The following is a 24,235-nucleotide window of genomic DNA, read 5'->3' on the forward strand; positions in this document are numbered from 1 at the left end:
CACTGTTAAGGTACTGAAAAGAATCCACCCGACAAATATAGAGGTTACGATGCAAGTCAGTCCTTATCTGTTTCTCTATGGCCGTTGCGAAGAGGCTATCGACTTTTACCTGCAGGCGACCGGGGGAGAGTTGCTCTCTAAAATGAAATTCGGTGATATGCCGGATCAGGGTGAGCAGGTCGGCGATCAGTCTGCCGCGCCGCAGCCGCCAGAAAAGATTATGCATGCCCAGCTGCGTATTGGTGACGGTGAGCTGATGCTGAGCGATGGCAACACCGATCAGCCGCCAGCGTCTGAGCATGCCGGTTACGCGGTCAGTCTCTCAACTACCGATGTCGAAAAGGGTAAAGCCTGGTTTGAGAAACTGTCGGCAGGCGGCAAGGTGACAACTGAGTGGCAGGAGACGTTCTGGTCGAACGGATTCGCGATGTTCATTGATAAGTTCAACATTCCATGGCGCATCAATGTCGAGAAGCCGCAGGAATAATCGGGCCAGCCGGCGTCGCAATTTGCGGCGCCGTATTAATTAATGGCAACTGCCCGGATTAATGCACGGCGGCGCTATTCAGGCCGCCGCACTTAATCAGAAGTTATAACCCGCCACCAGGTAGTAACCCCAGCCAGTCGATTTCACTTCAAACGGCCCGTTGCCGAAGTTCAGCTCCTGACCATCCGCCCACTGTCCGCCGTTGTGGAAATAACGCGCCACCGCAGAGAAGTGCCAGTGATCGTAACCCAGTGACAGAATGTGGCTGGAGGCGATGGAGTTGCTGGTGCGTGATGAACCGCCATTATCGCGGAGATCGGAACCCCAGTCGAAGTTGGTGAAGCCCACATAGCCCAGATTACCGCCCCACAGCGTGGTGATTGGCACGAAGTATTTCACCTTGAAGCGATAGCCATCCCAGCTGTTTTCATTCGCCGCACCGTAGTTTTCCCACTGATATTTGGCGTAGACGTTCAGCGACAGGCCGACATCGCTGTGCGTATCGATATCGGTGCCCAGACCCATATACCAGGTGTTCTGGCGGCTATCGCTGTTGCGGCCCATGTCGTAGATGTAGTTGTTAGCGAAATACCACTCTTTGAACGGACCAAAGGCCAGGCTGGTGCCGGTCAGTTTGTCGATAGAGAAGCGCGGCTCAATCTCCATAAACATCGGTGAACCGTGATCAAAAATGCCGTTGGCGTTGCTGTTGCCTGCGCCGAAGAAGTTGGTCAGGTCGAGGTAGCCATAAAAATCGAACCAGTCCTTCTTCGCAAACGCTTCATATTCCAGATAAACGTCGTTGTTAAACTGCGGTCCGAAACGGGTGTGGTAGCTGCCTACCACGTTAACGCTCTGATGCCACCAGTCGGAGACATACTGCGGATCGCTTTCAGCGGCCTGCGCAGCGCCACTCAATGAACATGCCAGCACGGCACCTGCTATCAACGTTTTAAATTTCATTATTATCAGCCACATGCTTTTGACCGCCGCACAGCAGACGCAGTCAGAGAGAAATCGGTCCCTTGATGGGAATGAGGGTTTCACAGCAAATAACAGCCAGTTCTTCAGCCCGCGTAGCGTGCCTGTAACAGATCGATAGAAAATAGATTTTGCTCACGTTTGTCAAAAAGTGTTGCATTACAATTCAGCTAAAATGTGATGCACTTCACAATAATGACCAGGATCGAACGGAACCAGGCAACCGTTTACGTTGTCTGGTTCGTGATCAAACGGGCAGGATCAGGGAAGGGTGACGCGAACCTGCAAACCACAAATGGCACCCTGTGGCGTCAGGCAATTGGAAAGGGCGACGTGAATCTGATGCTTCTGTGCGACGTTGCGCACAATGGATAATCCCAGCCCGCTGCCCTGGGCTTTAACGTCAGGCGAACGGGTAAAACGGTCAAAGGCACGTTCGATAAAGGATTCCGGCATGCCTGGCCCGTTATCGACAATATCGACCACTGTTTTATCTGCGACCCGATGCAGCAGCACATCGACCAGGCTGCCCTCCGGCGTGTGCAACATGGCGTTACCAATCAGGTTGTCGAACAGGCTGCGCAGCTCGGAACGGCTGGCCTGCAGACGATACTGCGTGGAGCCATTAAAGCCGATATCGATGCCGCGTTTATCTGCCACTACCATCAGCTGCTCAATGCTCTCTTTCAGCAGATCGTCCAGTTCGATATGCTCGACGCTGGCGACCACGCTCTGGTCATCCTGACGCGAGACATTGAGTAACTGCGTGACCAGATGACGGGTGCGTGTGACGCCCGCTTCCAGCTGGCTGAACTGCCGGCTCGCTTCGCCCGGCTGGATATGCTGACGCAGATTTTCCAGCTGCAAGGTCACCGCTGTTACCGGCGTGCGTAGCTCATGCGCCGCATCTTCCAGGAACTGACGCTGCGACGACCAGGCCTCACGCAGCTTACTCAGCAGCGAGTTGTAGGCGGCCACCAGCGGCAGGATCTCATCCGGCAAGCCTTCGGGTGAGACATTGTGCGGATGATGCGTCTCCTGCGCGGCAATCTGACGCGAAGCGACCTGCAGATCCCGGGTGATCTTGCGCACCACCAGCCAGATCACCAGCAGTGACAGCGGCATCATCAGGATCAATGGAATGATCGCTGACAGCGCCCGCTTGACCATCAATGCCTTCATGTAGCTGAGGTTGTGCATCACCTGGATGGTTTTGATCTCGCTGCCAGGTAAGCCGGGCCGGGTATAGATGCGCCATTCGCAGTCGTCGCACTGACCCACATGCACGTCGCGATAGCCCCGTTGATTTTGCAGCGGAGCCTGCAGCTCCGGCCATGAGCTGGCCCGTAACTGACCCCGATCGTCCCACAGTTGCACCACAAAGGCGCTCTTCGCCTTGTCAGGCGCAATAAGCATCGGCATCAGGGCGGGCATCTGTTTATTAGTGGACCAGGCATCAGCGATTTTTGCCAGCTGATCGTCCTTCATGGTGCCAACCATATCGCCATAGCAGCTGAAGAAATACCAGGTGACGCCACCGATCATCAGCAGATGAATAATCAGCAGCGTAGAGAGTAATTTGTTGCGTAATGAACGCATAAAGGTGAAGGGTTTCATATTGCCGGTACCCGCCAGCCCAGCCCGCGCACGTTGCGGATCACGTCGTTATCCAGCTTGCGGCGCATCCCGTGGATCAGGACATCCACCGCGTTGCTGCTGACTTCATCGCCCCAGCCATAGATGCGATTTTCCAGCTGCTCGCGCGACAGAATAGCGCCTGGCCGCTCCAGCAGTGCGTAGAGCAGGGCATATTCGCGCGCCGTAAGCTGCTCGCGCTGTCCTTTGTAGAGCACTTCGCGGGTCATCATATCCAGCTGCACATCGCCGCTGCCCAGCACCGAGTCTGCTGCGCCGTGACTGCGTCGGGTAATCGCGCGCATCCGGGCCATGACTTCCTGTAAATCGAACGGTTTAAGCAGGTAGTCGTCTGCGCCGCTGTCGAGTCCCTGAATCCGCTGCGCCACCGTGTCGCGTGCGGTAAGAATCAGTACCGGCGTGGCGTCGCCGCGCCCGCGCGCCCGGCGCAGTACCTGCAGGCCATCATCGCGCGGTAAGCCGAGATCGAGCAGCACGCAGCTGTAGCCGCCTTCGCTCCAGGCATTCTGGGCATAGATGCCATCACGCACCCAGTCCACCGACCAGCCCGCGCCCTCCAGTGCCTGCTGCAGGTTCGCGCCGATCATTTCATCATCTTCAACCAGTAACACGCGCATGGCTGATCTCCTTCATAAAGATAGGGAGAGAGTTTACTCACCAATTGTTAGGCCAGAATTATCCGCCGTCATACTTCGCACTGTGGCGGCGTTGGCTGCTTTTGCTCACCCCAGTCACTGACTGATGTCAGCTCCTGGGGATTCACGCAGTTGCCGCCTTGCCACAGCACCAATCATTTTGGCGGACCGCCGTCATACTTCGCACTGTGGCGGCGTTGGCTGCTTTTGCTCACCCCAGTCACTGACTGATGTCAGCTCCTGGGGATTCACGCAGTTGCCGCCTTGCCACAGCACGAATTATTTTGGCGGACTGCCGTCATACTTCGCACTGTGGCGGCGTTGGCTGTATCTATAGTGCTCTATCAGAACTCTATCCACATTTTTCATATTAAACGAGAGTAAAACTACTGGCCTCAGTGTGAAAATTTTGACGCTTTCATGATTAAGTAAACACCATCCTGAACAGACGTGAAGGATGCCATTTCAACCTTATATTAATAATCCACGTTAAAAATAATTGTTATTCGATACAGTTATCAGATTCGCTAATTCAACCATTTGTAGATGAATGTTAAAACTATGCAATGAAAATTAACTCCAGGAATGAATTGTGTTTGATGTCACAAAATTACGTAAATATTAAGATTCTTTCAATGTGACCAGACAAAAAATAGCGCATAACAGCCTGTTGTTTCCGTTAATCTATTTGATATGAATTGTTTTTTTCTAAATCACAACAGGGATAATAACTATTTGCTCATGGAAAACTCAATTGATATAAACGTGCTGGCAATAGAGATTGCTATCAATAGATAAAGAACAGAAGGAGTTTGTTAAATGAAGATCTTAGAAAATAATCAATTGATTTTAGTTACTGGTGCAAGCGGTGCATATGACCCTGCTTATGCCGGAGCGTCTTCTCATGCCAGCCAGCATGGTAATAAGTCGGGTGGTTCCAGTAATCTATTTGGGCCGAGTAATGGCGTAGTACAGGTCGTGGCTGCTCATCCTGAAATTGCGGGCTGCCTCAATGGTATTCTCGGCGGGATAATTGGTGGTTCAGCAGGCGGTCCGGGCTCAGCTGTGGCAAGTGCCATTGGTGGTGGTATTGGTTCATGTTTTAATAATTCTGGAAACAGCAATGCTGGGAATAATTTTGGTGGTCAATGTACCTGGTGAAGTTAGTCTCCATGACTAATGACAGCTGAGGATCTTATGCAAAAAATAGTCTGCTATCTATCTATATTAATCAGCATATTAGTAGGCGCGATGTTTTTGAGTGGCGCAGGCGTCTCCTATGTAGGCTGGTATGCTATGCCAGAAAATGCATCAAAAATGGTGGTTACAATCGCTACATTGGCTACGTTTGTTAAAGCTGCTATTTCTTTGTGTTTACGGTTTTTCAATATATCTGGCAGCGGTAAAAAAAGTTAAGCGTGGATATTAAATCTGCAGGGGCTCCGGCCCCTATGTTTATTTAATAAATCGGTAAGACAGGGGGCTAATACATGTCACCTGGAACTATAAATGGTACAACAGCGATGCTTTGACAGGATTTGTTCAGAAATGGAGGATTTGTGTGTGGGGCAGAGATTTATTGATAACGTAAACGATGCAGCCAGGAACTAATCACTACATCACTTCCCACACAAAAAAAGCTCCCGGCTGACTAAGTTTTTTAAAAATCTCACGTCTTTTCAACAGCAATCTCACTATAGAATTTCCCCCCAAAGCCCCGCTGGCCGCGCGATTCCGCCTCCATTTCCGCCGTTGCTAATTCTGCGCTAATTTTCTGCTAATTAAGGGATAAATTTTAGCGGGTAGAGTGGCTCCACTGCACATCAGCATCAACAGGAGGAACCATGAATCAGCGCGAGTTTATTCGGAGTTTGCTGGACTGGATTGAGAACAACTTAGGACACGATCTGCATCTGGATGAGGTGGCGCGCCGCTCGGGCTATTCGCGCTGGCATCTGCAACGGCTGTTTCGCCAGCATACCGGCTTTTCACTGGCAGAATATATCCGTCAGCGCCGCTTAACCGAGTCTGCGCTCACGTTGCTGAGCAGCAACGAAGCGATACTGCAGGTGGCGATGAACTATGGCTTTGATACTCAGCAGGCCTATACCCGCACGTTTAAAAACTACTTTATGGTGACGCCTGGCCAGTTGCGCCGTCAGCGTCGCGTCGAGCCGGATCGGCTGCTATTCCCTCTGGCGATGGCCAGCTGATGCCTGATAAGACCTTCCCGTCACAGCCTGCGGACGGGAAGGTCGGCCCGCGCTTTACGTCTCTCTCCACCTGCTCTTCGCCTCGATTTTTTTTGCCCATCAGCCACAGTGACCCCGTCCGGACGTGTTAGTTTGTTGCCAGCATCCCTTTACTGTCGGAGTCGGGAAACATGGAAAACGGCGCGAATTTAACCGCCATGTTGGTATTTGCACGGGTTGTGGAATTACAGAGTTTCAGTGAGGCGGCACGCGCACTCGGCTTGTCAAAATCCCATGTCAGCCGGGAGATCGCCCGTCTGGAGCTGCGGCTCGGTATCCGGCTGCTGCAACGCACCACCCGGCGGCTGGCGCTGACCGAGCTGGGCCAGGCGTACTATCCCTACTGTGTGCGGATGCTGGCCGAAGTGCAGCGCGCCGAAGCCTTTGTGCAGCAGGTGCATCAGCAGCCCGCCGGCCATGTCAGGCTGCAGGCACCCGTCACGTTCGGCTGCCAGTGCGTAGTCCCTGTTCTTAATCGCTTTCTGCGTCGGCATCTGCATATCAATGTCGATCTTGATCTGACCGATCGCAGTCACGATCGGCTGGATGATCAGGCGGATCTGGCGATTGTGATCCGATCCCGATCGCCACAGCAGGGCAATTTTCGGGTACTGAGCGAAATCGAGTGGGGGCTCTATGCCGCGCCCGCCTACCTGGCGCAGCGACCCACCATCACGCATCCTGAGATGCTGCCACGCCACGACCTGCTGATGTTTCATGGTCCGGCGCACACCGCCGCACTGCCGTTCCGCCGTGATAAACAGAGGCTGGCTCTGGATGTACGCAGCCGTTTTCGCGCCAATAACAGCATGGCGCTGCTCAATGCGGCACTGGCAGGGAGCGGCATCGCCTATCTGCCCTCCTACATGGCCCAGGAGGCGATGGCACGCGGGGATATTCAGCAACTGCTGCCGGAGTGGCAGATGGATCGTCTGTAAAGCTATCTGCTGCTGCACGACACGTCTGAACCGGCGTCTCCCGTGACGCTGCTGTGCGATGCCCTGGTCGCGGCGCTGAATACAGGCTGATTGTTGCCTGCTGACAACAATCAGCGCCACAGAGTAACTATCTCACCGCGACTGTTGTTACTCCGCTACGCCGGTTAGCCTGTATCCCTGATCACTCACCGGATATCATCATGCAACAGTCACCCGAAACTGCAGAGTTTCAGCACTGGCGACGTAACTTAGGGGTCTGCGTCGTCGGCTCTTTTACCACTATCGTGGCGATGACGCTGCTGCTGCCGTTCCTGCCGCTCTATGTGCAGCAACTCGGCGTTGAGCAGCCAGCCGCTATCGCCCGCTGGTCCGGCCTTGCCTACGGCGCGACCTTTTTCAGCGCCGCACTGACTGCGCCGTTGTGGGGCAGGCTGGCTGACCGCTATGGTCGTAAGCTGATGCTAATTCGGGCCAGTCTCGGGATGGCGATTGCGATGTCGCTGATTGGCATGGCGACCGCGCCGTGGCAACTGGTGGCGCTGCGCCTGCTGGCGGGGCTGCTGGGCGGCTACGCATCGGGATCGACCATTCTGGTGGCGGCGCAAACGCCAAAAGCACAGACCGGCTGGGCACTGGGCGTATTGTCCTCCGGCATTATGGCGGGCAATGTAGTCGGGCCGCTGCTGGGGGGCGTCTTACCGCCGCTTATCGGCATTCGTCAGACTTTCTGGCTGACCGGTGCCGTGATTTTTCTCGCCTTCCTCGCCACCACCTTTTTACTCAAAGAGCAGCCACGTGCTCCCGCGACATCGCGCACCAGCCAGCAACCGCATCCTGAAGCCGGGCCGGTTAATCACAGCCTGATACGGCTGATGTGGCTCTCTGGCATGTTGCTGATCTTCACCAGCATGTCGATTGAGCCGATTATTACGCTTTACGTGGGCGAGTTTGTGCAGGGCGACCATCAGATCACCCTGATAGCCGGACTGGTGATGTCCGCTGCGGCGCTGGGTACGGTCCTGGCGGCACCACGACTGGGTCGGCTGGCCGATCGGGTAGGGCACTGGCGGGTGCTGACCGGTGGTTTAGTCGTTAGCGGCCTGCTGCTGATACCACAGGCATTTATCACGGCGGCCTGGCAACTGGTGCTGCTGCGTTTTCTGATGGGGATGGCGCTGGGCGGGTTGATGCCGTGCATCACGGCGATCATTCGTCATAACGTGCCGGGTTCACAGGTTGGGCGGATGCTGGGATATTCGACATCGGCACAATATATCGGCCAGGTCAGCGGCCCGCTGTTCGGTGGGCTGGTGGGCGGTGCATTCGGGATGCGGCCGGTGTTTCTGGCAACCTGCGTGGTGATGCTGTTTTGCGCCTGGCTCAACTGGCGTGGGATGAAAAAGTAGCGCGATCAAAAAAGGCGGACCGGAGTCCGCCTTAGTTTATTCACTGCTGCGTGAATTACTTCTGGTCTGGCAGCGCGTAGGCAATCACATAATCGCCCAGCTTGGTACCAAACGAGCCGTGACCCCCTGCCGCGATGACAACGTACTGCTTGCCATCCACTTCATAGGTCATCGGTGTCGCCTGGCCGCCTGCTGGCAGACGTGCCTGCCATAACAGTTCGCCGGTATCAGTGCTGAAAGCACGCAGGTAGTTATCTGCGGTCGCACCAATGAAGAACACCTTACCCGCGGTGGTGATAGGACCACCCAGCATCGGCATACCCATTTTGAACGGCAGCGGAACCGGTGCGCTATCGCGAACGGTACCGATACGCTGTTTCCACACCACGTTGTTGGTCTTCAGATCCACCGCGGAGATGTAACCCCAGGCAGGCTGTTTGCATGGCAGACCAAACGGTGACAGGAACGGGTTCAGCTCGACGCCATACGGCACGCCATACTGAGGCTGAATACCGGTTTCAGTACCTGAACCACCTTCAGCGCCTTTCGGCGGCTCAATCGGGTTGCCTGGGCCACGTGGAATCAGCTTAGAGACAAACGGCAGCGCCATTGGGTTAGCAATCGCGATCTGACGATGAGGATCGACTGCGATGCCGCCCCATTCGAACATACCGAGGTTACCCGGGAACACCAGCGTACCCTGCTCAGATGGCGGAGTGAACGGACCTTCATAGCGCAGGCGCTTGAAGATCACGCGGCACACCAGCTGGTCAAACATCGTCGCGCCCCACATATCCTTGTCCGTGAGATTCTGTTTCGGACGGAAGGTCAGCTCAGAGTAGGGCTGAGTGGCGGCAACGTGATCGCCTTTAGCAGCACCCTGTGGCACTGGCGTTTCTGGCGCAGGCACGACTGGCTTGCCGGTACGGCGATCCAGTACAAAGATGTTGCCGGTTTTCGCTGGCGCGTAGACAACCGGTACGGTGTTGCCATCTTTGTCGGTGATGTCAGCCAGCGTAGGCTGCGACGGCAGATCCATATCCCACAGATCGTGATGCACAGTCTGATAAGACCAGACCAGCTTACCGGTGGTGGCGTTCAGGGCCAGCACGCTGCTCGCATAACGCTCCTGCTCTGGTGTGCGGTTACCGCCCCAGATATCCGGTGTGCTCACGCCCATCGGCAGGTAAACGGTATCCAGTTTCGGATCGTAAACTGCCGGTGCCCATGAGTTCGGAGAGTTCATGGTGAAGGTGTGTTCATCAGCCGGAATGGCATTAGGATCTTTTGCGCCTGGATCAAATACCCACAGCAGTTTGCCGGTATTCACATCAAAGCCACGAATCACGCCTGACGGCTCACGGGTTGAGTAGTTATCGGTAACCGCACCCGCCATCACGATGGTGGTGTTAGTAATCACCGGCGGTGAGGTCGGCTCATACTGACCCGCAGTGGTGACAGGCTGTTTATGTTGCAGATCCAGCTCGCCGTTGACGCCAAATGCCGGGCAGCGTTCGCCGGTCTCTGCGTCCAGTGCAAACAGACGACCGTCATTGACCGGCAGATAGATACGACGTGAACACAGCGCAGGCTGAGTGTTCGCTGCATCGGCTGCTGCCGGCACTTCATGGTAAGAAACACCGCGACAGGTCACGTGCTGGAAGGTCGGGTTGACCTTCATGCCCGGATCAAACTTCCACTTCTGCTTACCGGTGGCCGCATCCAGTGCAAACAGGATCTGGTGTGGCGAACAGAGGTAAAGCGTGTCGCGGATTTTAATCGGCGTGACTTCGTCGGTAATTTCACCCGGATCGTTAGGGGTTTTCATGTCGCCAGTCTGGAACTGCCAGGCAACCTGCAACTCTTTCACGTTCTGGTGATTAATCTGCTTCAGCGGAGAGAAACGGGTTCCCTGCTGATCGCGCGCATAAGCGGGCCAGTCAGCATCCGGGATGTTGCTCAGCGGCGCAGCCTGCGGGGCGTTGTCAGCGGTTTCTGGTACTGACCCGTTGATGACCTGCGGATCGTTGAATACCGCATAGGCCAGCACAATGGCACTGGCAATCAGCGCCACAGCCATGGTACCCAGCGCGGCTTTGCTGCCCGCGTTGAAGCTGCGATAGACAAACGGCAGGATCAGCCAGACACCGAAGATCACCAGCACATCGGTGCGTGGTGCCAGTGCCCAGAAGTCGGTGCCCACTTCCCATACACCCCAGATCAGGGTGCCGATCAGCAGCAGCGCATAGAGAACCAGCGCAGTGCTTTTACGACGGGAAAGCAGATAAGCGGTGATAAGCATCACCACACCGCCAAAAACGTAATACCAGGAACCACCAATGGCGGCTAACCAGCCACCGCCAATCAGCATAAACGCGCCCGTCAGCACTGCGAACAGCACCGTCAGGAAACGAATTACGCCAAAAGATGAGGAGTTTTTCCCCATAATATCGACCTCGTTTCGTTGCCATAAAACACACGAAAACAACCAGATAGGCTGTTTCCAGTTATCAAGTACAAATGATTAGGGTGTTCTGAAGTATCTCTTCCGTTAAGACAGACGATCCCTTTGTGTTAAATGTTATAGCAAAATCAGATCGAGGTTTGATTTTTTTGGCTTAAACCGCTTAACAACTGGAATAATACGACATTTTATGGGGGATTAAAGGACGTTAAGCGCACCGCCGTGTGCCCTTAACGCCGGAAGGCAGGATTTGTGAATCAGCAGCTAATAAGATCGCCGTCCGAGCGTTGCTGTTGCCAGCCGCTGATATTTATCTCAGCAAACTGCTCAGCGGTTAAGGGCGGCGTATGGCTTCGTACGATTACCTCTGCCCCTTTTTCACGAAACGTCGCCATAAAAAAGGGAAAGGTAAACTTCTCATAATTATCATTAAAGAAAGATTCGGTTAAAACAATTCCTGAAAAAGGAAAAGATTCCAGCAGTCGCCAGTCTGCACCCGGCGGCGCAAAATCATAAAGCCAGAAATCAAATTTCTTTGTTAATTCAAGCAGTGACGTACTGTGTGCTGCCAGACTGGAATAATTAATTCCAATCCGGACACGCGCATTTTGTAAATGTGTATAGGCATCCGGAACCGCGATCATTCCCCGTAATCGAATATCTTCCACCGGCACAACCATTAATGCTGCTTCAGTAGCAATTTGATTGTGTAATGAAATAATGTTGTTTGTATTAAGTATATTGCCGCTATCCTGGTTTTGCTGAAGATAAGGCACGCTATAGCAAATGCCAGTGACATTACGCTTAACGTGATGGATTGGTTCAGTAACATAGGGGTTATATAAACTGTTTTTCATTATCTCTATGAAATTCAATAGAAAGGATTTGTTGTTAATTAAGCATATAAAAAGTCGCATTTTTCTAAACGCGTGAATAAATATAGATCACATGCTTAATCCAAATCATCCTTTTGTTGCCTGAGAAAGTAAATAAACCTGTTAGCAAAGAAACGATAATTCCTTTGGCGTCTGATGATGTGCTGGAATATATTCAATAGTCGGGACCAATAGGCTGGTAATAATCATGAGGGGTCTGACACGCCTCGGCCGGACAGAGACGCTGCTTATCGCACAGGGAGGCAGAGCTGGAGCCGCAGGCCTTCTGCTCGCATCCGGTCTGCTATCGTGAAGCCGACAATCACCACACCAATAACACCGCGCAACGACGCGGGTTTCCTCACCTGATTTGGGATAAGACATGGGATTTATGGCATCGACGGCGGAAGAGTCGCTGTGGCGACATCGGACATTTGTCGCCTTCTGGGTGGCGCGTACCTGCTCATCATTTGGTTTTCAGATGTTCTCGGTCGCAATAAGCTGGCAGATCTATGCGCTGACCAACAGCGCAATGGCGTTAGGGATGATTGGCTTAATGCAGTTTCTGCCGTCGGTGTTGCTGGCGCTGCCAGCGGGTCATCTGGCGGATCAATATGACCGGCGACGGATCGTGCTGTTGGGTCAGCTGGTGGAATTTGCCGCACTGCTGGCATTAGTGGTGCTTACCTTATTCCATACCCCCGATAAGACCGCGTTGTGGGGGCTGGTGTTTATGATTGCAGTGGCGAAAGCGCTGGAGTGGCCTGCGATGTCTTCGATGCTGCCATCGCTGGTGCCGCCTTCGATTCTGGCGCGTGCGATGGCGATGAACTCCGTGGGCGGTCAGGCAGCGGTTATCGTCGGGCCGACGATTGGCGGGCTGCTTTATGTCGCCGGGCCGCATGTGGTGTATGGGGTTTCCGGGCTATTTTATCTGGTTTCGCTGACGCTGGTGAGTCTGCTGCGTTATGAACGCCCGGTGCAGGCTCGTCTGCCGATGAATATGAAGAATCTGTTTGCCGGGATTCACTTTATCCGTGAGCGCAAAGATGTACTTGGGGTAATTTCGCTCGATCTGTTTGCGGTGCTTTTGGGCGGTGCAACGGCGCTGCTGCCGATTTTTGCCAAAGATATTCTGCATACCGGGCCGTGGGGGTTGGGGATGTTGCGCGGCGCGCCGTCGGTAGGAGCATTGCTGGTGGGCATCTGGCTGAGCCGTCACAAGCTGGAGAAGCATGTCGGGATGATTATGTTTGGCTCGGTTGCGGGCTTTGGCGTGGCCACGCTGGTGTTCGCACTATCCACGCAGTTATGGCTGTCGCTGGTGGCGCTCTGTGCGCTGGGTGGCTTTGATATGGTGAGTATGGTGATCCGGGGTGCGCTGGTGCAGCTGGATACGCCGGATACCATGCGTGGTCGGGTGAATGCGGTTAACGCGATTTTCATTAATACGTCGAATCAGCTGGGCGAGTTTGAGTCGGGGTTGCTGGCGGCCTGGATGGGTGCGGCACCGGCGGCGGCGATTGGCGGCATCGGTACGCTGGTAGTGGTGGCGCTGTGGATGAAGTTGTTTCCGCATCTGCGACGGCGTCAGAAGCTGGAGAATGAGGTGGATCCGGTTTGATAACTGGCGTTGGGGTTAGGTGAGGGGGTTGTGAGGTGGTGAACCACGGCGCAGGCGCAGGGAACAAACACCTTTCGCAAAGACGCAAAAGCGCCATCCATTCGCTCATTCGCTTTGAGTTTATTCGTTGCCTAAGGCTGCAGAGAGATGGATTGAGGCTGGCTGGATTAGTTGAGGGGATTTGTGCAGGTGTTGAATTGTGTACAGGCTCAGGGAGCATATACCTTTCGCAAAGACGCAAAAACGGCATCCCTGCCTGCTCAGCGCGGGCCATCCATGGCCCGCGATGCTTTGCTACAGGCATATGCTCCCATCGCTTTAAGCCTGTAAGCGGCCTGAACCTTCGGAGAGGTTGGGTGGGAATGCGTTAATTGGCCGGGCGCAGTTATATGCTCACATCGCTTTTAGTCGGAAAGTTGCCTCAGGCTGCGAAGAGGTGGATTGAGGCTGGCTGGGGTGGTTAAGGGGATTCATGCGGTTGAGTTGTCGCTGGCAACGGTTTCCCGAGCCAGCTCAACCTCAATATTGTCACTGGCCCGAAGGCCAGTACAGGAACTTACCAGTCATACTGCCATTAAAATCCTGGGGTCAGAGGGGGAGGCCGACCCGCAGGCTGGGGCCATCATGCCCCGGTTTTTCCCAGGTTGGCGTCAAATGTTAGCCAGCTTTCACGCATGTCCACTACGCTGCGGGTTTTACGGGCCTCATCGATTTTTATTGCCGTGAGGCCCGCTTCCAGCGCGTCCACTACTGAAACTTTCAGCGGTGTTCCCTGTTTAATATGTTTAACGATCTCTTCAGCCATCAGCGCATCTGCGCCGTAATGGCCATCATACGCATTGCCGCTGTAGGCGGTATCGACCTCTTTCTCGCCGCTGCGCGCGTTGTGTACGCGGAAGTAGTTTCGTACGAAGTCGCCTTCCGCCATGCCGTCGGTGCCCATGACACAGAAACGGCGGAACTCATCCGGCACATTCAGATTGGCGTGGAAGGCCAGCGTCGCGCCGCCTTCGTACTCAATCAGGGCTGTCTGGTAGTCGACAATATCGGCATCGCTGTCGAACACCGCATCGGTGCTCGACCAGCCGCTGGGCTTCACGTGATAAAGTTCTGAGTCAGCGGTGATAGCTCCCTGCGGCGCATGAGCGGGGGTAAAGGATTTACGGCCACCAAAGCTGGCGACGCGGATCGGGCGCTCCTGCAACAGGCCCTGATAGAGATCAATGTCGTGACAGCATTTTTCCAGAATGTACGGACCGGCATATTTCTCCAGACGTCGCCAGTCGCGCTGAAAGAATGCGCCGTGATAAGGCTTGATATGTTCTGTCGCCTCAATCGATGTGATCTCACCCAACTGACCGGCATCGCGTGCCGCCAGCAGATCGTGATAGAGCGGGGAATAGCGCAGCACCAGGCCGACCAGAATGCGCGCCTCGCCATACTGACGCACCAGCTTCGCCATCTCCATGGTCTGCTCTTCATTGATCACCACCGGCTTTTCTGTAAACACGGTGTAACCCGCCGCCAGCGCCTGACCCACATGCTCCAGATGCAGGAAGTTGGGTGAGCCAACCAGCACGACATCCATTCCGCCATGTTCCAGCAGAGCATCGATTGACGCAAAGGCCTGGCCGGGCGCGATACCAAAGCTGTGCAGATTAGGCAGTCCGGCGGGTGCCGGATCGTAATAACCCACTACCGAAAAGGCGTCGTCGGCTTTGCTGAACTCTTTGATCACGTGGGACAGACGAAAGCCGAGACCGATAATGCCTACTTTCATGTTAAACCCCTGCTCCTGAAATCGCATGATGCATAGCCCGCCTGTGATCGGGCGCGCCTGTTGATAATCTGACCACCAACTTATTACGACAGAAAAACTAATGTCAATAACGCACTGCGCGTTTTGCGAGGGGGTTTTTATTATCATCATGTAAATTAAGAAGAAAATTCAGATATGATTTTGCTATATTTATTTGTTATTGCGATTTAAGTTTTTTTATCCTATCGTTCGCTCATTATGGCTATAACCCTTAATCAGGGAAGGAAGCGCGTGCAACCACACTATCTTCTGGGCATTGATGGCGGCGGTACACAGTGTCGCGCGCGGTTAACCGACCTGCAGGGTCGCATGCTGGCGGAAGCCACCGGCGGGCCTGCCAACGTCTGGTCAGACTATGACGCGGCGCTGACCTGCGTCGGGCAGCTGATCGACCGGGTAGTGTCACAGGCGGGATTAGCCCCGGAGGCGCTGACGCAAACCGCGCTGGTCGCCGGATTAGCCGGTGCGAATGTCACCTCGGTACAGGCGCGGCTCGCCAGCTGGCAGCCTGCCTGCGCGGCGTTACAGGTGGTCAGCGATGTGGAGATCGCCTGTGCGGGCGCCCATGGCGGCGCACCTGGCGCCGTCTTTATCATCGGCACCGGCAGTCAGGGCGCCGCCTGGGATGGCGAACAGTTTACGCTGCTTGGCGGCTGGGGCTTTGCCTTGTCTGATCAGGGGTCGGGCGCTGAGCTGGGCCGTCGTGCGCTGCGGCTGGCACTGCTGGCCCATGAAGCGATTATTACCCAGAGCGCACTTACCCGGCAGCTGATGGCCCAGTTCGACCACAGCCCGGAAACCATGCTGCTCTGGACGCGCTCAGCGACGCCTGCAGACTGGGCCCGCGTGGTGCCACAGATTTTTGCGGCCGCCGACGCGGGCGATAGTCATGCACAGGATCTGCTGCATCAGACCGCAGCCGATATCGGCCTGATGGTCCGCCGTCTGACTGCCCTGAGTAGCGGACCCGTGGCGCTGATGGGGGGACTGGCCACGCCGATTCAGCGCTGGCTGGATGACGATATTCAGGCCCGGCTGGTGACGCCGCAGGGCGATGCCCTGAGCGGAGCGCTGATACTGGCGCAGCAGCTGACGCCTGCCCGATTACCGATCTGAAGCTGGCTGAGCATCCTCAGCCGGATAACCCGAGGAATTTATGACCGCTCCCAACGTAACCGCGCGCATTCTGCGGTTGATTGTTGAAAATGCGCCGATCAGCCAGTCAGACCTGAAAGTTCGTAGCGGACTGAGCATGTCGACCGTGTCGCAGGCGACTAATCGCCTGCTGGCGCAGGAGATCGTGCAGGAGCTGGGGCTGCGTCGCGTGTCGATGGGACGGCCAAAAACGCTGCTTGGACTCAATCCCGATCGCGCCAGCGTGATTGGCATTCAGCTCAATGCGGAACGCAACCTGATAGTCATGACCGATCTCAGCGGCAATCTGCTGGGCGAGCAGCAGATGCCGAAAGGCACGCTGACGCCGCGCCAGCTCGGCGATGCGCTGGCGAAATTCCTGCGCGGTGTTGAGGAGAAGCGGGTGGGCGCCATTGGCCTGGCCCTGTCGGGACTGGTCGATGCCGAAAACGGCTACTGTATCCGCTCCAAAGTGCTCGACTGGGACAACGTCCCGATTGCGCGCCTGCTGGAAGAGCGTTTCTCGCTGCCGGTGTTTATCGAGAATGACGCCAACGCCATGGCAATGGCGGCGCTGGTGTTTGGTCAGCTCGGCAACGCGCAGTCGGCGGTGATCGCCACCTACGGCAAAGGGATCGGGGCGGGCATCATTCTGAATCGTCAGCTCTATCGCGGTCGTCACGGCAAGGCGGGAGAGATTGGCAACGGGCTGGTGGGCGACGGATCACTGCGTCTGCTGGAAGATGTCGCCTCATCGCGCGCCATTCTGCAACGGCTTGCTGACCAGGAGCCGGTGGAAGGCCTCACATTACAGGCGCTGGATCAGCGGCCAACGCCTGAGGTACTGGCGGTGCTGGAAGAGGCAGGACGCGAGCTGGGAATTTCACTGGCGAACCTGTCGGTGGCTTACGATCCGGATGTGGTTTATCTGGCGATGGAGCCGCACATGGCGTCACGCATTCTGCTCGATCACATTACCCAGAGCTTCCAGGCCTACCGGCTTAAACTGACGCCGCACATGACGCCGCTGCAGTTCCTGACTGAATCGAACCGCATGTGGGCGCTGGGCGCGGCGGGTTTTGCCGTCAACCGGCTGCTTGATCTGCTGGCGGCGCAGGCCGATGAAGAGCCGGTCACCTGAGTTATCCCTCGAATAAAAACGGGCGCCGCGGCGCCCGTTTTTGTTTCCGCGCTTCCCTTAGCGCAGGCGCATTCCCTGCTCATCAAACAGCAGGCAGTGCGCGGCAGAGAAGCCAAGTTCAACCAGCGTTCCCAGATCGCGCGTGGTTGCTTCGCGCTCTTCCACCACCAGCATCTCTTCACGCCCGATATCCAGGTAGAGATAGTTGGTGTGGCCCAGCATTTCGCCATAGGCCAGCTCGCCGTGAAAGCGTAGTGCGTCCGGCGTCTGCGCGGCAGGCTGGAAATGCTCGGGACGAATCCCCAGCGTCACGGTTTGCCCCTCGCGGCAGTCGGCGGCGATTTTCAGCACCAGCCCCTCAATCTTCAGTTCCGGCACCCGCAACTGCACTTCACCCTCGCCCGTGGCGCTGATTTCCGCCTGCAGGAAGTTCATTTTTGGCGAGCCGATAAAACCGGCGACAAACAGGTTATCCGGGTCGTGATAGAGCGTCAGCGGTGCGCCGACCTGCTCAATGCGGCCCTGACGCAGCACGACGATGCGGTCAGCCAGCGTCATCGCCTCCAGCTGATCGTGGGTGACATAAATCATGGTGTTGCCGAGCGAGGCGTGCAGCCGCGCAATCTCAATCCGCATCTGCAAACGCAGCTCGGCATCGAGGTTAGAGAGCGGCTCATCGAACAGGAAGATACGCGGATGACGGATAATTGCCCGGCCAATCGCCACGCGCTGCCGCTGTCCGCCAGAGAGCGCGCGCGGCAGGCGGTCGAGCAGTTCGGTGAGATGCAGGCGGGCGGACGTCCGGGCAATCGCCTCGTTGATCTCCGCTTTGGACTTTTTCATTACCTCAAGTGGATAGGCCAGGTTGCCGCGCACCGTCATGTTGGGGTAGAGCGCATAAGACTGAAACACCATAGCAATGCCGCGCTCGGTGGCGGGCTGCTGCGTCATGTCCTGCTCCTCAATCAGCAACTGCCCGCTGCTGATCTCCTCCAGCCCGGCGATCATCCGCAGCAGCGTCGATTTGCCGCAGCCGGATGGCCCGACAAACACCACAAATTCGCCGCTGTTGATCGTCAGATCGATGCCATGAATGACATTAACGTGTTCATAAGACTTCTTCACATTCTGCAAGCGCAGGCTGGTCATCGGCTACCTCACTCAGAGTAACTGGCCCATGTAGATGGCATTGCTGCGCAGGATTGGGGTGAACCCCATGCGCTGATAAAAGGCGCAGACCTGCTCATTCTGCAGGCTGACGCCAAGATGGACACCGCTGACACCGGCAGTGCGCAGTGCCGCCAGTTCATGCTCAATCATCCGGCGACCCCAGCCGCCTTTCTGTGCCGCCGGCAGCAGGTTGATATGCAGATGAGCGGGCCACTGCGTCACCAGCGTGTCAGCGGCCTGGTCGGGATGGCGTATTGAGTCGAGCACTTTGCTGTCGAGCGGCGCGCTGGCGCTGCGATCACGATATTTCTCCTGCAGCTGCGGCCACCATTCGGCCTGTAGCTGCGCTTCAAACGCGCGGGTATCGGGCGCGGCCACCACGTAACCCTGCACCTCACCGTCCCGCTCCAGCACAAAAGCAAAGTCAGGCGCGAAACGCGCATAAGGCACAGCAAAACGCTGGCCGGGATAGTCAGGATCGGAATAGAGCGCGCGGGCATCGCCACCTGCATCGGCTGTTTCCAGGCAGATGCGGTAGAGCGCCGGGTAGTCCGCCGGGGTGGCCGGACGAATGACACCTTGATTCGCCATGGTGAATTCTCGTGAGTGAGTGAATCGGTCAGGGATTGAACAGATCCGCAGATGAAAGTTACGTTAATGAAAGTGGACTTAGTTTTCAAGATAGAATAATTACCTTATCTCACTAACACGGGCGCTTCGGCAATGTTTACCGGCATCGGGATGCACAACTGTGATCGCCAACACGCCCGGATTGCGGCGGCTGGCAGCAGATTCACGGCCAGTGAAAGGGGGAAAGTGTGAGCGTGATAGGATTTTCGTATGTTTTATCAGGAGGTTATTTTGCAATGATTGCACTGGTATCTCCTGCTACAGAAAAAGTGGCTGGCGACGCACCGCCACGGTTAATCGCGTAAATGCCAGCGCAGTGTGCTGAATTTCACGCCATGCCGCTGTTTATTTGCGCGTGCTCACAGCGTTGCAATTCCCCGCGCAGGCTGTTTGACTTTATTTTTTTATTAAAGTAAGTATGAGTGAGTGCGTTTGTGTGCGGCTGCAGCCTGCAGGATGTCAGGCGGTGAGATGAAAGGATGCCGATCCTGGTCTGAAGAAGGTGAGCATAATGTCTGTTTCCTCCGTTCGTTCGTTCCGAATTCGCAATGTGGGTCGGCTGCTGGCAGCGGGCCTGCTGGCGGGCAGCGTCTCGCATGCCGCCCACGCCGCCGTTACCCTGAATGAGTGGGATATCTACAACTACCCGGAGCAGACTGCCGCGGTGGATGAAGGGATTAAAGAGTTTTCCCAGCAGAATCCCGGCATTGTGATTAACCGCTCGGTTCACTCCTTTGAAGATACCCGTATTCCTTTGAAGCTGGCGCTGACTGCCGGTGATGGCCCGCAGATCGCTCAGGTCAACCAGGGCGGCGGCGATATGGGCTCGCTGGTTAAAGATAAGCTGCTGCTGCCGCTCGACAGCTACGCCGCCAGCAACGGCTGGACCACACGCTTCCCGGACTCGATTCTGAAACGTAACCGCTGGTCAGACAGCGGCGAGTTCGGCAGCGGCAAACTCTACGGCGTCGCCAGCCTGGGCGAGATGGTTGGACTCTATTACAACAAAGCGCTGCTGGATAAAGCGGGCATTGCCGTGCCGAAAACGCTGGCTGAACTGGAAATCGCAATGGCGAAACTGAAGCAGCAGGGCACCGCGCCGATGATGCTCGGCCTGCTGGATGGCAACATGGGCCAGCAGCTGCTCAGCACCCTGTGGCAGGCGCAGATTGAGAGCCACGACCGCAAGACGCTGGATAATCTGATTTACGATGTGGGCGGCACCTTCAAAGACAGCAAGCTGGTCAATGCCGCCTCTATGATGAAGAGCTGGACCGACAAAGGGTACTTCTTCCCTGGCTTCCAGGGCATCGGTCACGACGATGCGGCGACGCTGTTCCAGAACGGCCAGGCCGCGTTCCTGGTCAGCGGCACCTGGTATCTCGGCCAGTTTAAAGACAACAAAGATATTCACTTTGCCGCGATGCCTGCCGGTGAAGGCGTGAAGCAGCCGCTGATGGTGGGCGGTACCGATCTGGCGTTCTCCATCACCAGCACTGCCAAAGGCAAAGACCAGCAGGAAGGTGCGGCGAAGTTCATCAACTATATGGTCTCTGATGCCATGGCGAACCGCTGGCTGAAGGTGGGCTTCCTGCCTGCCAGCACCAACAAAGCGGCGAAAATGCCGGCGGACAATCCGCTGCTGGCCGAGGCGTATCAGGTCTGGCTGACGCTCAATGATTATGACGGTTTAGGTCACTATGTGGACTGGGCGACACCCACCATGAACGCCGAGCTGAATCAGAACGTCCAGCTGCTGCTGGCGGGCCGTCAGACACCCGATCAGATGGTAGTTAATTTTGACAACAACTATCAGCGTTACCTGAAAACGCTGAAGCATTAAGCCGGAGGCCCGGCGAACAGCCGGGCCTGAGCCCCGTTCTGAACCACGAGTAGAGTTATGTTGAATTTAAGTGGCTGGCGTAATTTTCTCTATGTTCTGCCTGCGGTGCTGGTCTATGCGGTGTTTCTGCTGTTCCCGCTACTGGCCTCGCTGGGCATCAGTTTTACCGAATGGGACGGCACCTCGCTGCCGGTGTTTAGCGGCGTCAGCAACTATCTGCGGATGTTCAGCGATCCGGTGTTCTGGATTGCGCTGGGCAATAACGCCATCCTGATGCTGTTCTATACCCTGTTGCCGATTGGCGTCGGCCTGCTGCTCTGCAGCTTTCTGTATGACACGCGCAACAACAGCGAACGCAGCGTGCTGCGCATTCTCTTTTTCCTGCCCTACATCATGCCGATGGCGGTGCTGGGCGTGGTGTGGCGCTGGCTCTATAACCCGGCGTTTGGTCCGATCGACCAGATATTACGCGCAATCGGATTGCCCCAGCTGGCACTCTCCTGGCTGGGTGATTTTACCTGGGCGCTGCCCGCCGTGGGTCTGGTCGCCACCTGGTACTTCTTCGGCTTCTGTCTGGTGCTGTTTATGGCGGGCCTGCAGCGCATGGATCCCTCACTGCTGGAAGCGGCCGATCTCGATGGCTCGTCGCGTCGCCAGAAGTTTATGCGCATTACGCTGCCTGGCCTGCGGCCCGAACTGCGGATTGCACTGCTGCTGACGGTGATCGCCAGCCTGAAAGCCTTTGACCTGGTCTATGTGATGACGCAGGGCGGCCCGGGCACCTCCACCATGGTCACCAACATCTTTATGTATAAGCAGGGCTTTGATCTGCACTACTTTGGCTACGCCTCGTCGGTAGCGGTGTTCAGCATGGTCATTGTTTTAGGGATTAACTATCTGATCCATCTGGCCTTAAAGGAGCGTTACTGATGCGAAGCACGCCGGTGATTTCACGCGCGCTGATCTGGATCGTGGCGCTGATGACGATTCTGCCGTTCCTGATGGCGCTGATGACGTCGTTCAAAACCCAGATGGAGCTGTTTCAGGGGATCTTCACGCTGCCTGCCTCGCTGAATTTCAAAAACTACCTGACCGCGTGGCAGCAGGGACACTTCAACGTCTACTTCCTCAACTCGGTGCTGGTGGTGATTCCGGTGGTGCTGTTCAGCGTGCTGCTGGGCATTCTGGCCGGGTTCGGTTTCGCGTGGCTGAAGATCCCCGGTAAAAAAGTCATCGGAGCGATGCTGGCGCTGGGGATGGTGTTGCCCAGTGAAGCCTTTATCATTCCGCTCTATCACGAGCTGCGCTGGATGGGGCTGACCAACACCTATCTGGCGCTGATCCTGCCGCAAATCGCCCTATCTCTGCCCTTTACCACGCTGATGATCGCCAGCGCTTTTCAGCAGGTGCCGAAAGAGCTGGTGGAAGCGGCGGTAATGGATGGGGCATCGCGGGTCAAAATTCTGTGGGGCATTCTGGTGCCCGCTATCTGGCCGACCCTTTCAACGCTGGGGCTGCTGCTGTTTATCTGGACCTGGAATGAGTTCCTGATCCCGCTGATTCTGGTCAACAAGGATGAGTTACGTACGCTGCCAATTGGCATGATGTTTTTCCAGAACAAAAACACCATCGACATTCCGGTGCTGATGGCGGGCGCGATGATTGTGATTATGCCGCTGATCGCGGTGTTCCTGATTTTCCAGCGCAAGTTCATCAGCGGCGTCACCGAAGGGGCCGTGAAGTAATCTGTGATAGCCCGCACGAAACGGCGCACTGGCGGCCAGACAAAGGTTTGCCGCGCCGTATCGTGCTGCAATTCCTCCTCCTCAATCCTGCGGGAGACGCATGATGCACCTTTCCCTTGCTGATTTTCACCCTGTCGCCGATGGCGAAACCCCGGACACGGCCGTGCTGCAACGCGCTATGGATCAGATTGCGGCGGCGGGCGGTGGCCGTCTGACTCTGCCTGCCGGGCGTTATCGCAGCGGCTGCCTGAATCTGCCCTCTGATTTTGAACTCCATCTTGAAGCGGGCGCGGTGCTGATCGCCAGTCAGCGGCTGGCTGATTACCAGGCGGTACAGGCGCTGAGCTGTGCTGAGAAGTCACACAATGTGCTGCTCTATGCGCTGGGCCAGCGCAATATCACCATCAGCGGCACCGGCCGTATAGATGGTGACGGTGAAGCCTGGTTTGCCGCTGAGCGTGACGAGCAGGGCTATCGCCTGCCGCGCGCGGACCGGCCGCGGATCATTGTGTTTGAAGATTGCGAGCAGGTAACGCTGACCGCCTTTACCATCGTGCAGGCGCCGATGTGGACAGTGCATCTGGTGAGCTGTCGCCATGTGCATATCGACCACCTCACCATCGACAATGCCATGACCATGCCGAATACCGATGCGCTCGATATCGACAGTTGCGAAGCGGTGTTTGTCAGCAACAGCTATCTCAGTGCCGCCGATGATGCCATCTGCATCAAAACTACCCACAAACCGGCCGCGCTGCGGCGTCCGGCGCGGCAGATTATGATCACCAACTGCCTGCTGCGTAGCTACAGCTGCGCCTTTAAAATCGGCACTGAAACCTGGGATGATGTGGAAGATGTCACGGTGACCGGCTGCACCATTTTTGATTCCAACCGTGGCATCGGCATTCTGTCGCGTGACGGCGGCGCGATGCGGCGTCTGCTGTTCAGTAATCTGACTTTTGCCTGTCACCATGCGCCGCCCTGCCACTGGGGAAAAGCCGATCCGCTGCATATTTCGGTGCGCAGGCGCGATCCTGCCATTACGCCCGGCATCGTAGAGCAGGTACAGTTCAGTAACGTTACGGGTGTGGCGGAAGGGGCGATTAACCTGCATGCGGCAGAACCGGGCTGGATACGCGATGTGGTCATCAGCCAGCTGCAGATGCGGCAGACCGTGGCACCGGTTGCACAGGGACACTATGACGTACGGCCGCCCTGTAACCCGGAATCCCCGACCGGCATGGGGCTGGATAACGCCTACAAACTGGACCCGAAAACCGGCGAAGCTTTTGGCGTAGAGCGCTATCCCGGCGGGCTGTCGGGCCTGTTCGCACGCGGGGTGGAGAATCTGCAGCTGCACAGCCTGGCGATAGTACGGCCGGAACCGTTACCGCCAGGCTGGCATCCCGAGTGCGTGGTGCAGTTGCCGGACTAA

At 56.1% G+C, this 24,235-nt stretch carries 20 protein-coding genes and 1 pseudogene; 13 read left to right on the forward strand and 8 right to left on the reverse strand.

What is annotated here, in order from left to right:
* The first annotated feature begins 49 nt into the window (after window positions 1-49).
* Window positions 50-487, forward strand: coding sequence for a VOC family metalloprotein YjdN (gene yjdN / locus FOV68_RS15020; RefSeq protein ID WP_010252091.1), 438 nt, complete (start codon window positions 50-52; stop codon window positions 485-487).
* A gap of 96 nt (window positions 488-583) precedes the next feature.
* On the opposite strand, the gene FOV68_RS15025 is transcribed toward yjdN, so the two are convergent.
* From FOV68_RS15025 to FOV68_RS15035, 3 genes are all read right to left on the reverse strand, one after another.
* Window positions 584-1,450, reverse strand: a complete 867-nt coding sequence (locus tag FOV68_RS15025; RefSeq protein WP_143991137.1) for a nucleoside-specific channel-forming protein Tsx — start codon at window positions 1,448-1,450, stop codon at window positions 584-586.
* Between the two features lie 279 nt (window positions 1,451-1,729).
* Window positions 1,730-3,085, reverse strand: coding sequence for a HAMP domain-containing sensor histidine kinase (locus FOV68_RS15030; protein ID WP_069025651.1), 1,356 nt, complete (start codon window positions 3,083-3,085; stop codon window positions 1,730-1,732).
* A complete protein-coding gene (locus FOV68_RS15035) occupies window positions 3,082-3,741 on the reverse strand; it encodes a response regulator (protein WP_010252086.1) in 660 nt (219 codons plus the stop codon). Before FOV68_RS15035 ends, FOV68_RS15030 begins: the two co-directional genes overlap by 4 nt.
* 837 nt (window positions 3,742-4,578) lie before the next feature.
* Between FOV68_RS15035 and FOV68_RS15040 the strand changes: the two genes are divergently transcribed.
* The 5 genes and pseudogenes from FOV68_RS15040 to FOV68_RS15060 all read left to right on the forward strand — a co-directional run bounded on the left by FOV68_RS15040 (window position 4,579) and on the right by FOV68_RS15060 (window position 8,355).
* Complete coding sequence (locus tag FOV68_RS15040; RefSeq protein WP_143991138.1) at window positions 4,579-4,920, forward strand: hypothetical protein; 342 nt, start codon at window positions 4,579-4,581, stop codon at window positions 4,918-4,920.
* Window positions 4,921-4,956: 36 nt separating this feature from the next.
* Window positions 4,957-5,175, forward strand: a complete 219-nt coding sequence (locus FOV68_RS15045) for a hypothetical protein (RefSeq protein WP_143991139.1) — start codon at window positions 4,957-4,959, stop codon at window positions 5,173-5,175.
* A 428-nt stretch (window positions 5,176-5,603) separates the two neighbouring features.
* Complete coding sequence (locus FOV68_RS15050; RefSeq protein ID WP_009092546.1) at window positions 5,604-5,972, forward strand: helix-turn-helix domain-containing protein; 369 nt, start codon at window positions 5,604-5,606, stop codon at window positions 5,970-5,972.
* 170 nt (window positions 5,973-6,142) lie between these two features.
* Window positions 6,143-7,039: pseudogene (locus FOV68_RS15055) on the forward strand (LysR family transcriptional regulator).
* Window positions 7,040-7,149: 110 nt separating this feature from the next.
* Window positions 7,150-8,355, forward strand: coding sequence for an MFS transporter (locus tag FOV68_RS15060; protein WP_143991140.1), 1,206 nt, complete (start codon window positions 7,150-7,152; stop codon window positions 8,353-8,355).
* A gap of 55 nt (window positions 8,356-8,410) precedes the next feature.
* On the opposite strand, the gene FOV68_RS15065 is transcribed toward FOV68_RS15060, so the two are convergent.
* Window positions 8,411-10,801, reverse strand: coding sequence for a glucose/quinate/shikimate family membrane-bound PQQ-dependent dehydrogenase (locus FOV68_RS15065; RefSeq protein WP_033769465.1), 2,391 nt, complete (start codon window positions 10,799-10,801; stop codon window positions 8,411-8,413).
* Between the two features lie 275 nt (window positions 10,802-11,076).
* Window positions 11,077-11,676, reverse strand: a complete 600-nt coding sequence (locus FOV68_RS15070; RefSeq protein WP_029519503.1) for a hypothetical protein — start codon at window positions 11,674-11,676, stop codon at window positions 11,077-11,079.
* A 400-nt stretch (window positions 11,677-12,076) separates the two neighbouring features.
* Between FOV68_RS15070 and FOV68_RS15075 the strand changes: the two genes are divergently transcribed.
* The gene (locus FOV68_RS15075) at window positions 12,077-13,318 is read left to right on the forward strand and encodes an MFS transporter (protein WP_143991141.1); all 1,242 of its coding nucleotides are present in this window, start codon (window positions 12,077-12,079) and stop codon (window positions 13,316-13,318) included.
* A 622-nt stretch (window positions 13,319-13,940) separates the two neighbouring features.
* Here FOV68_RS15075 and FOV68_RS15080 read toward each other — a convergent pair.
* Window positions 13,941-15,098: a Gfo/Idh/MocA family protein gene (locus tag FOV68_RS15080; protein ID WP_010252054.1), complete on the reverse strand. Its 1,158-nt coding sequence runs from the start codon at window positions 15,096-15,098 to the stop codon at window positions 13,941-13,943.
* Between the two features lie 270 nt (window positions 15,099-15,368).
* On the opposite strand from FOV68_RS15080, the gene FOV68_RS15085 reads away from it, so the two are divergent.
* Both FOV68_RS15085 and FOV68_RS15090 read left to right on the forward strand, forming a co-directional pair.
* Window positions 15,369-16,253 (forward strand): BadF/BadG/BcrA/BcrD ATPase family protein, encoded by an 885-nt coding sequence (locus FOV68_RS15085; protein ID WP_115387990.1) that lies wholly within the window; start codon window positions 15,369-15,371, stop codon window positions 16,251-16,253.
* 40 nt (window positions 16,254-16,293) lie between these two features.
* Window positions 16,294-17,412 (forward strand): ROK family transcriptional regulator, encoded by a 1,119-nt coding sequence (locus tag FOV68_RS15090; protein WP_022625245.1) that lies wholly within the window; start codon window positions 16,294-16,296, stop codon window positions 17,410-17,412.
* A 57-nt stretch (window positions 17,413-17,469) separates the two neighbouring features.
* Here the strand turns inward: FOV68_RS15090 and FOV68_RS15095 are convergent, their stop codons facing one another.
* Window positions 17,470-18,561, reverse strand: coding sequence for an ABC transporter ATP-binding protein (locus tag FOV68_RS15095; protein ID WP_143991142.1), 1,092 nt, complete (start codon window positions 18,559-18,561; stop codon window positions 17,470-17,472).
* A 12-nt stretch (window positions 18,562-18,573) separates the two neighbouring features.
* A complete protein-coding gene (locus tag FOV68_RS15100) occupies window positions 18,574-19,173 on the reverse strand; it encodes a GNAT family N-acetyltransferase (protein ID WP_031593614.1) in 600 nt (199 codons plus the stop codon).
* A 550-nt stretch (window positions 19,174-19,723) separates the two neighbouring features.
* On the opposite strand from FOV68_RS15100, the gene FOV68_RS15105 reads away from it, so the two are divergent.
* The 4 genes from FOV68_RS15105 (at window position 19,724) to FOV68_RS15120 (ending at window position 24,235) form a co-directional block, all read left to right on the forward strand.
* A complete protein-coding gene (locus FOV68_RS15105; RefSeq protein ID WP_143991143.1) occupies window positions 19,724-21,055 on the forward strand; it encodes an extracellular solute-binding protein in 1,332 nt (443 codons plus the stop codon).
* Between the two features lie 57 nt (window positions 21,056-21,112).
* Complete coding sequence (locus tag FOV68_RS15110) at window positions 21,113-21,985, forward strand: carbohydrate ABC transporter permease (protein ID WP_010252041.1); 873 nt, start codon at window positions 21,113-21,115, stop codon at window positions 21,983-21,985.
* Window positions 21,985-22,800, forward strand: a complete 816-nt coding sequence (locus tag FOV68_RS15115) for a carbohydrate ABC transporter permease (RefSeq protein WP_143991144.1) — start codon at window positions 21,985-21,987, stop codon at window positions 22,798-22,800. Before FOV68_RS15110 ends, FOV68_RS15115 begins: the two co-directional genes overlap by 1 nt.
* A 103-nt stretch (window positions 22,801-22,903) precedes the next feature.
* Window positions 22,904-24,235: a glycoside hydrolase family 28 protein gene (locus tag FOV68_RS15120; RefSeq protein WP_143991205.1), complete on the forward strand. Its 1,332-nt coding sequence runs from the start codon at window positions 22,904-22,906 to the stop codon at window positions 24,233-24,235.

The organism is Pantoea sp. paga (assembly GCF_007558755.1).
Lineage (GTDB): Bacteria > Pseudomonadota > Gammaproteobacteria > Enterobacterales > Enterobacteriaceae > Pantoea > Pantoea agglomerans.

Coding starts and splice junctions, on each gene's coding strand:
- FOV68_RS15030 (WP_069025651.1), bottom strand. CDS start 3,085: ATGAAACCCTTCACCTTTATGCGTTCATTACGCAACAAATTACTCTCT.
- FOV68_RS15090 (WP_022625245.1), top strand. CDS start 16,294: ATGACCGCTCCCAACGTAACCGCGCGCATTCTGCGGTTGATTGTTGAA.
- FOV68_RS15115 (WP_143991144.1), top strand. CDS start 21,985: ATGCGAAGCACGCCGGTGATTTCACGCGCGCTGATCTGGATCGTGGCG.
- FOV68_RS15120 (WP_143991205.1), top strand. CDS start 22,904: ATGCACCTTTCCCTTGCTGATTTTCACCCTGTCGCCGATGGCGAAACC.
- yjdN (WP_010252091.1), top strand. CDS start 50: ATGCAAGTCAGTCCTTATCTGTTTCTCTATGGCCGTTGCGAAGAGGCT.
- FOV68_RS15080 (WP_010252054.1), bottom strand. CDS start 15,098: ATGAAAGTAGGCATTATCGGTCTCGGCTTTCGTCTGTCCCACGTGATC.
- FOV68_RS15025 (WP_143991137.1), bottom strand. CDS start 1,450: ATGAAATTTAAAACGTTGATAGCAGGTGCCGTGCTGGCATGTTCATTG.
- FOV68_RS15050 (WP_009092546.1), top strand. CDS start 5,604: ATGAATCAGCGCGAGTTTATTCGGAGTTTGCTGGACTGGATTGAGAAC.
- FOV68_RS15070 (WP_029519503.1), bottom strand. CDS start 11,676: ATGAAAAACAGTTTATATAACCCCTATGTTACTGAACCAATCCATCAC.
- FOV68_RS15105 (WP_143991143.1), top strand. CDS start 19,724: ATGTCTGTTTCCTCCGTTCGTTCGTTCCGAATTCGCAATGTGGGTCGG.
- FOV68_RS15100 (WP_031593614.1), bottom strand. CDS start 19,173: ATGGCGAATCAAGGTGTCATTCGTCCGGCCACCCCGGCGGACTACCCG.
- FOV68_RS15045 (WP_143991139.1), top strand. CDS start 4,957: ATGCAAAAAATAGTCTGCTATCTATCTATATTAATCAGCATATTAGTA.
- FOV68_RS15035 (WP_010252086.1), bottom strand. CDS start 3,741: ATGCGCGTGTTACTGGTTGAAGATGATGAAATGATCGGCGCGAACCTG.
- FOV68_RS15075 (WP_143991141.1), top strand. CDS start 12,077: ATGGGATTTATGGCATCGACGGCGGAAGAGTCGCTGTGGCGACATCGG.
- FOV68_RS15110 (WP_010252041.1), top strand. CDS start 21,113: ATGTTGAATTTAAGTGGCTGGCGTAATTTTCTCTATGTTCTGCCTGCG.
- FOV68_RS15065 (WP_033769465.1), bottom strand. CDS start 10,801: ATGGGGAAAAACTCCTCATCTTTTGGCGTAATTCGTTTCCTGACGGTG.
- FOV68_RS15095 (WP_143991142.1), bottom strand. CDS start 18,561: ATGACCAGCCTGCGCTTGCAGAATGTGAAGAAGTCTTATGAACACGTT.
- FOV68_RS15060 (WP_143991140.1), top strand. CDS start 7,150: ATGCAACAGTCACCCGAAACTGCAGAGTTTCAGCACTGGCGACGTAAC.
- FOV68_RS15040 (WP_143991138.1), top strand. CDS start 4,579: ATGAAGATCTTAGAAAATAATCAATTGATTTTAGTTACTGGTGCAAGC.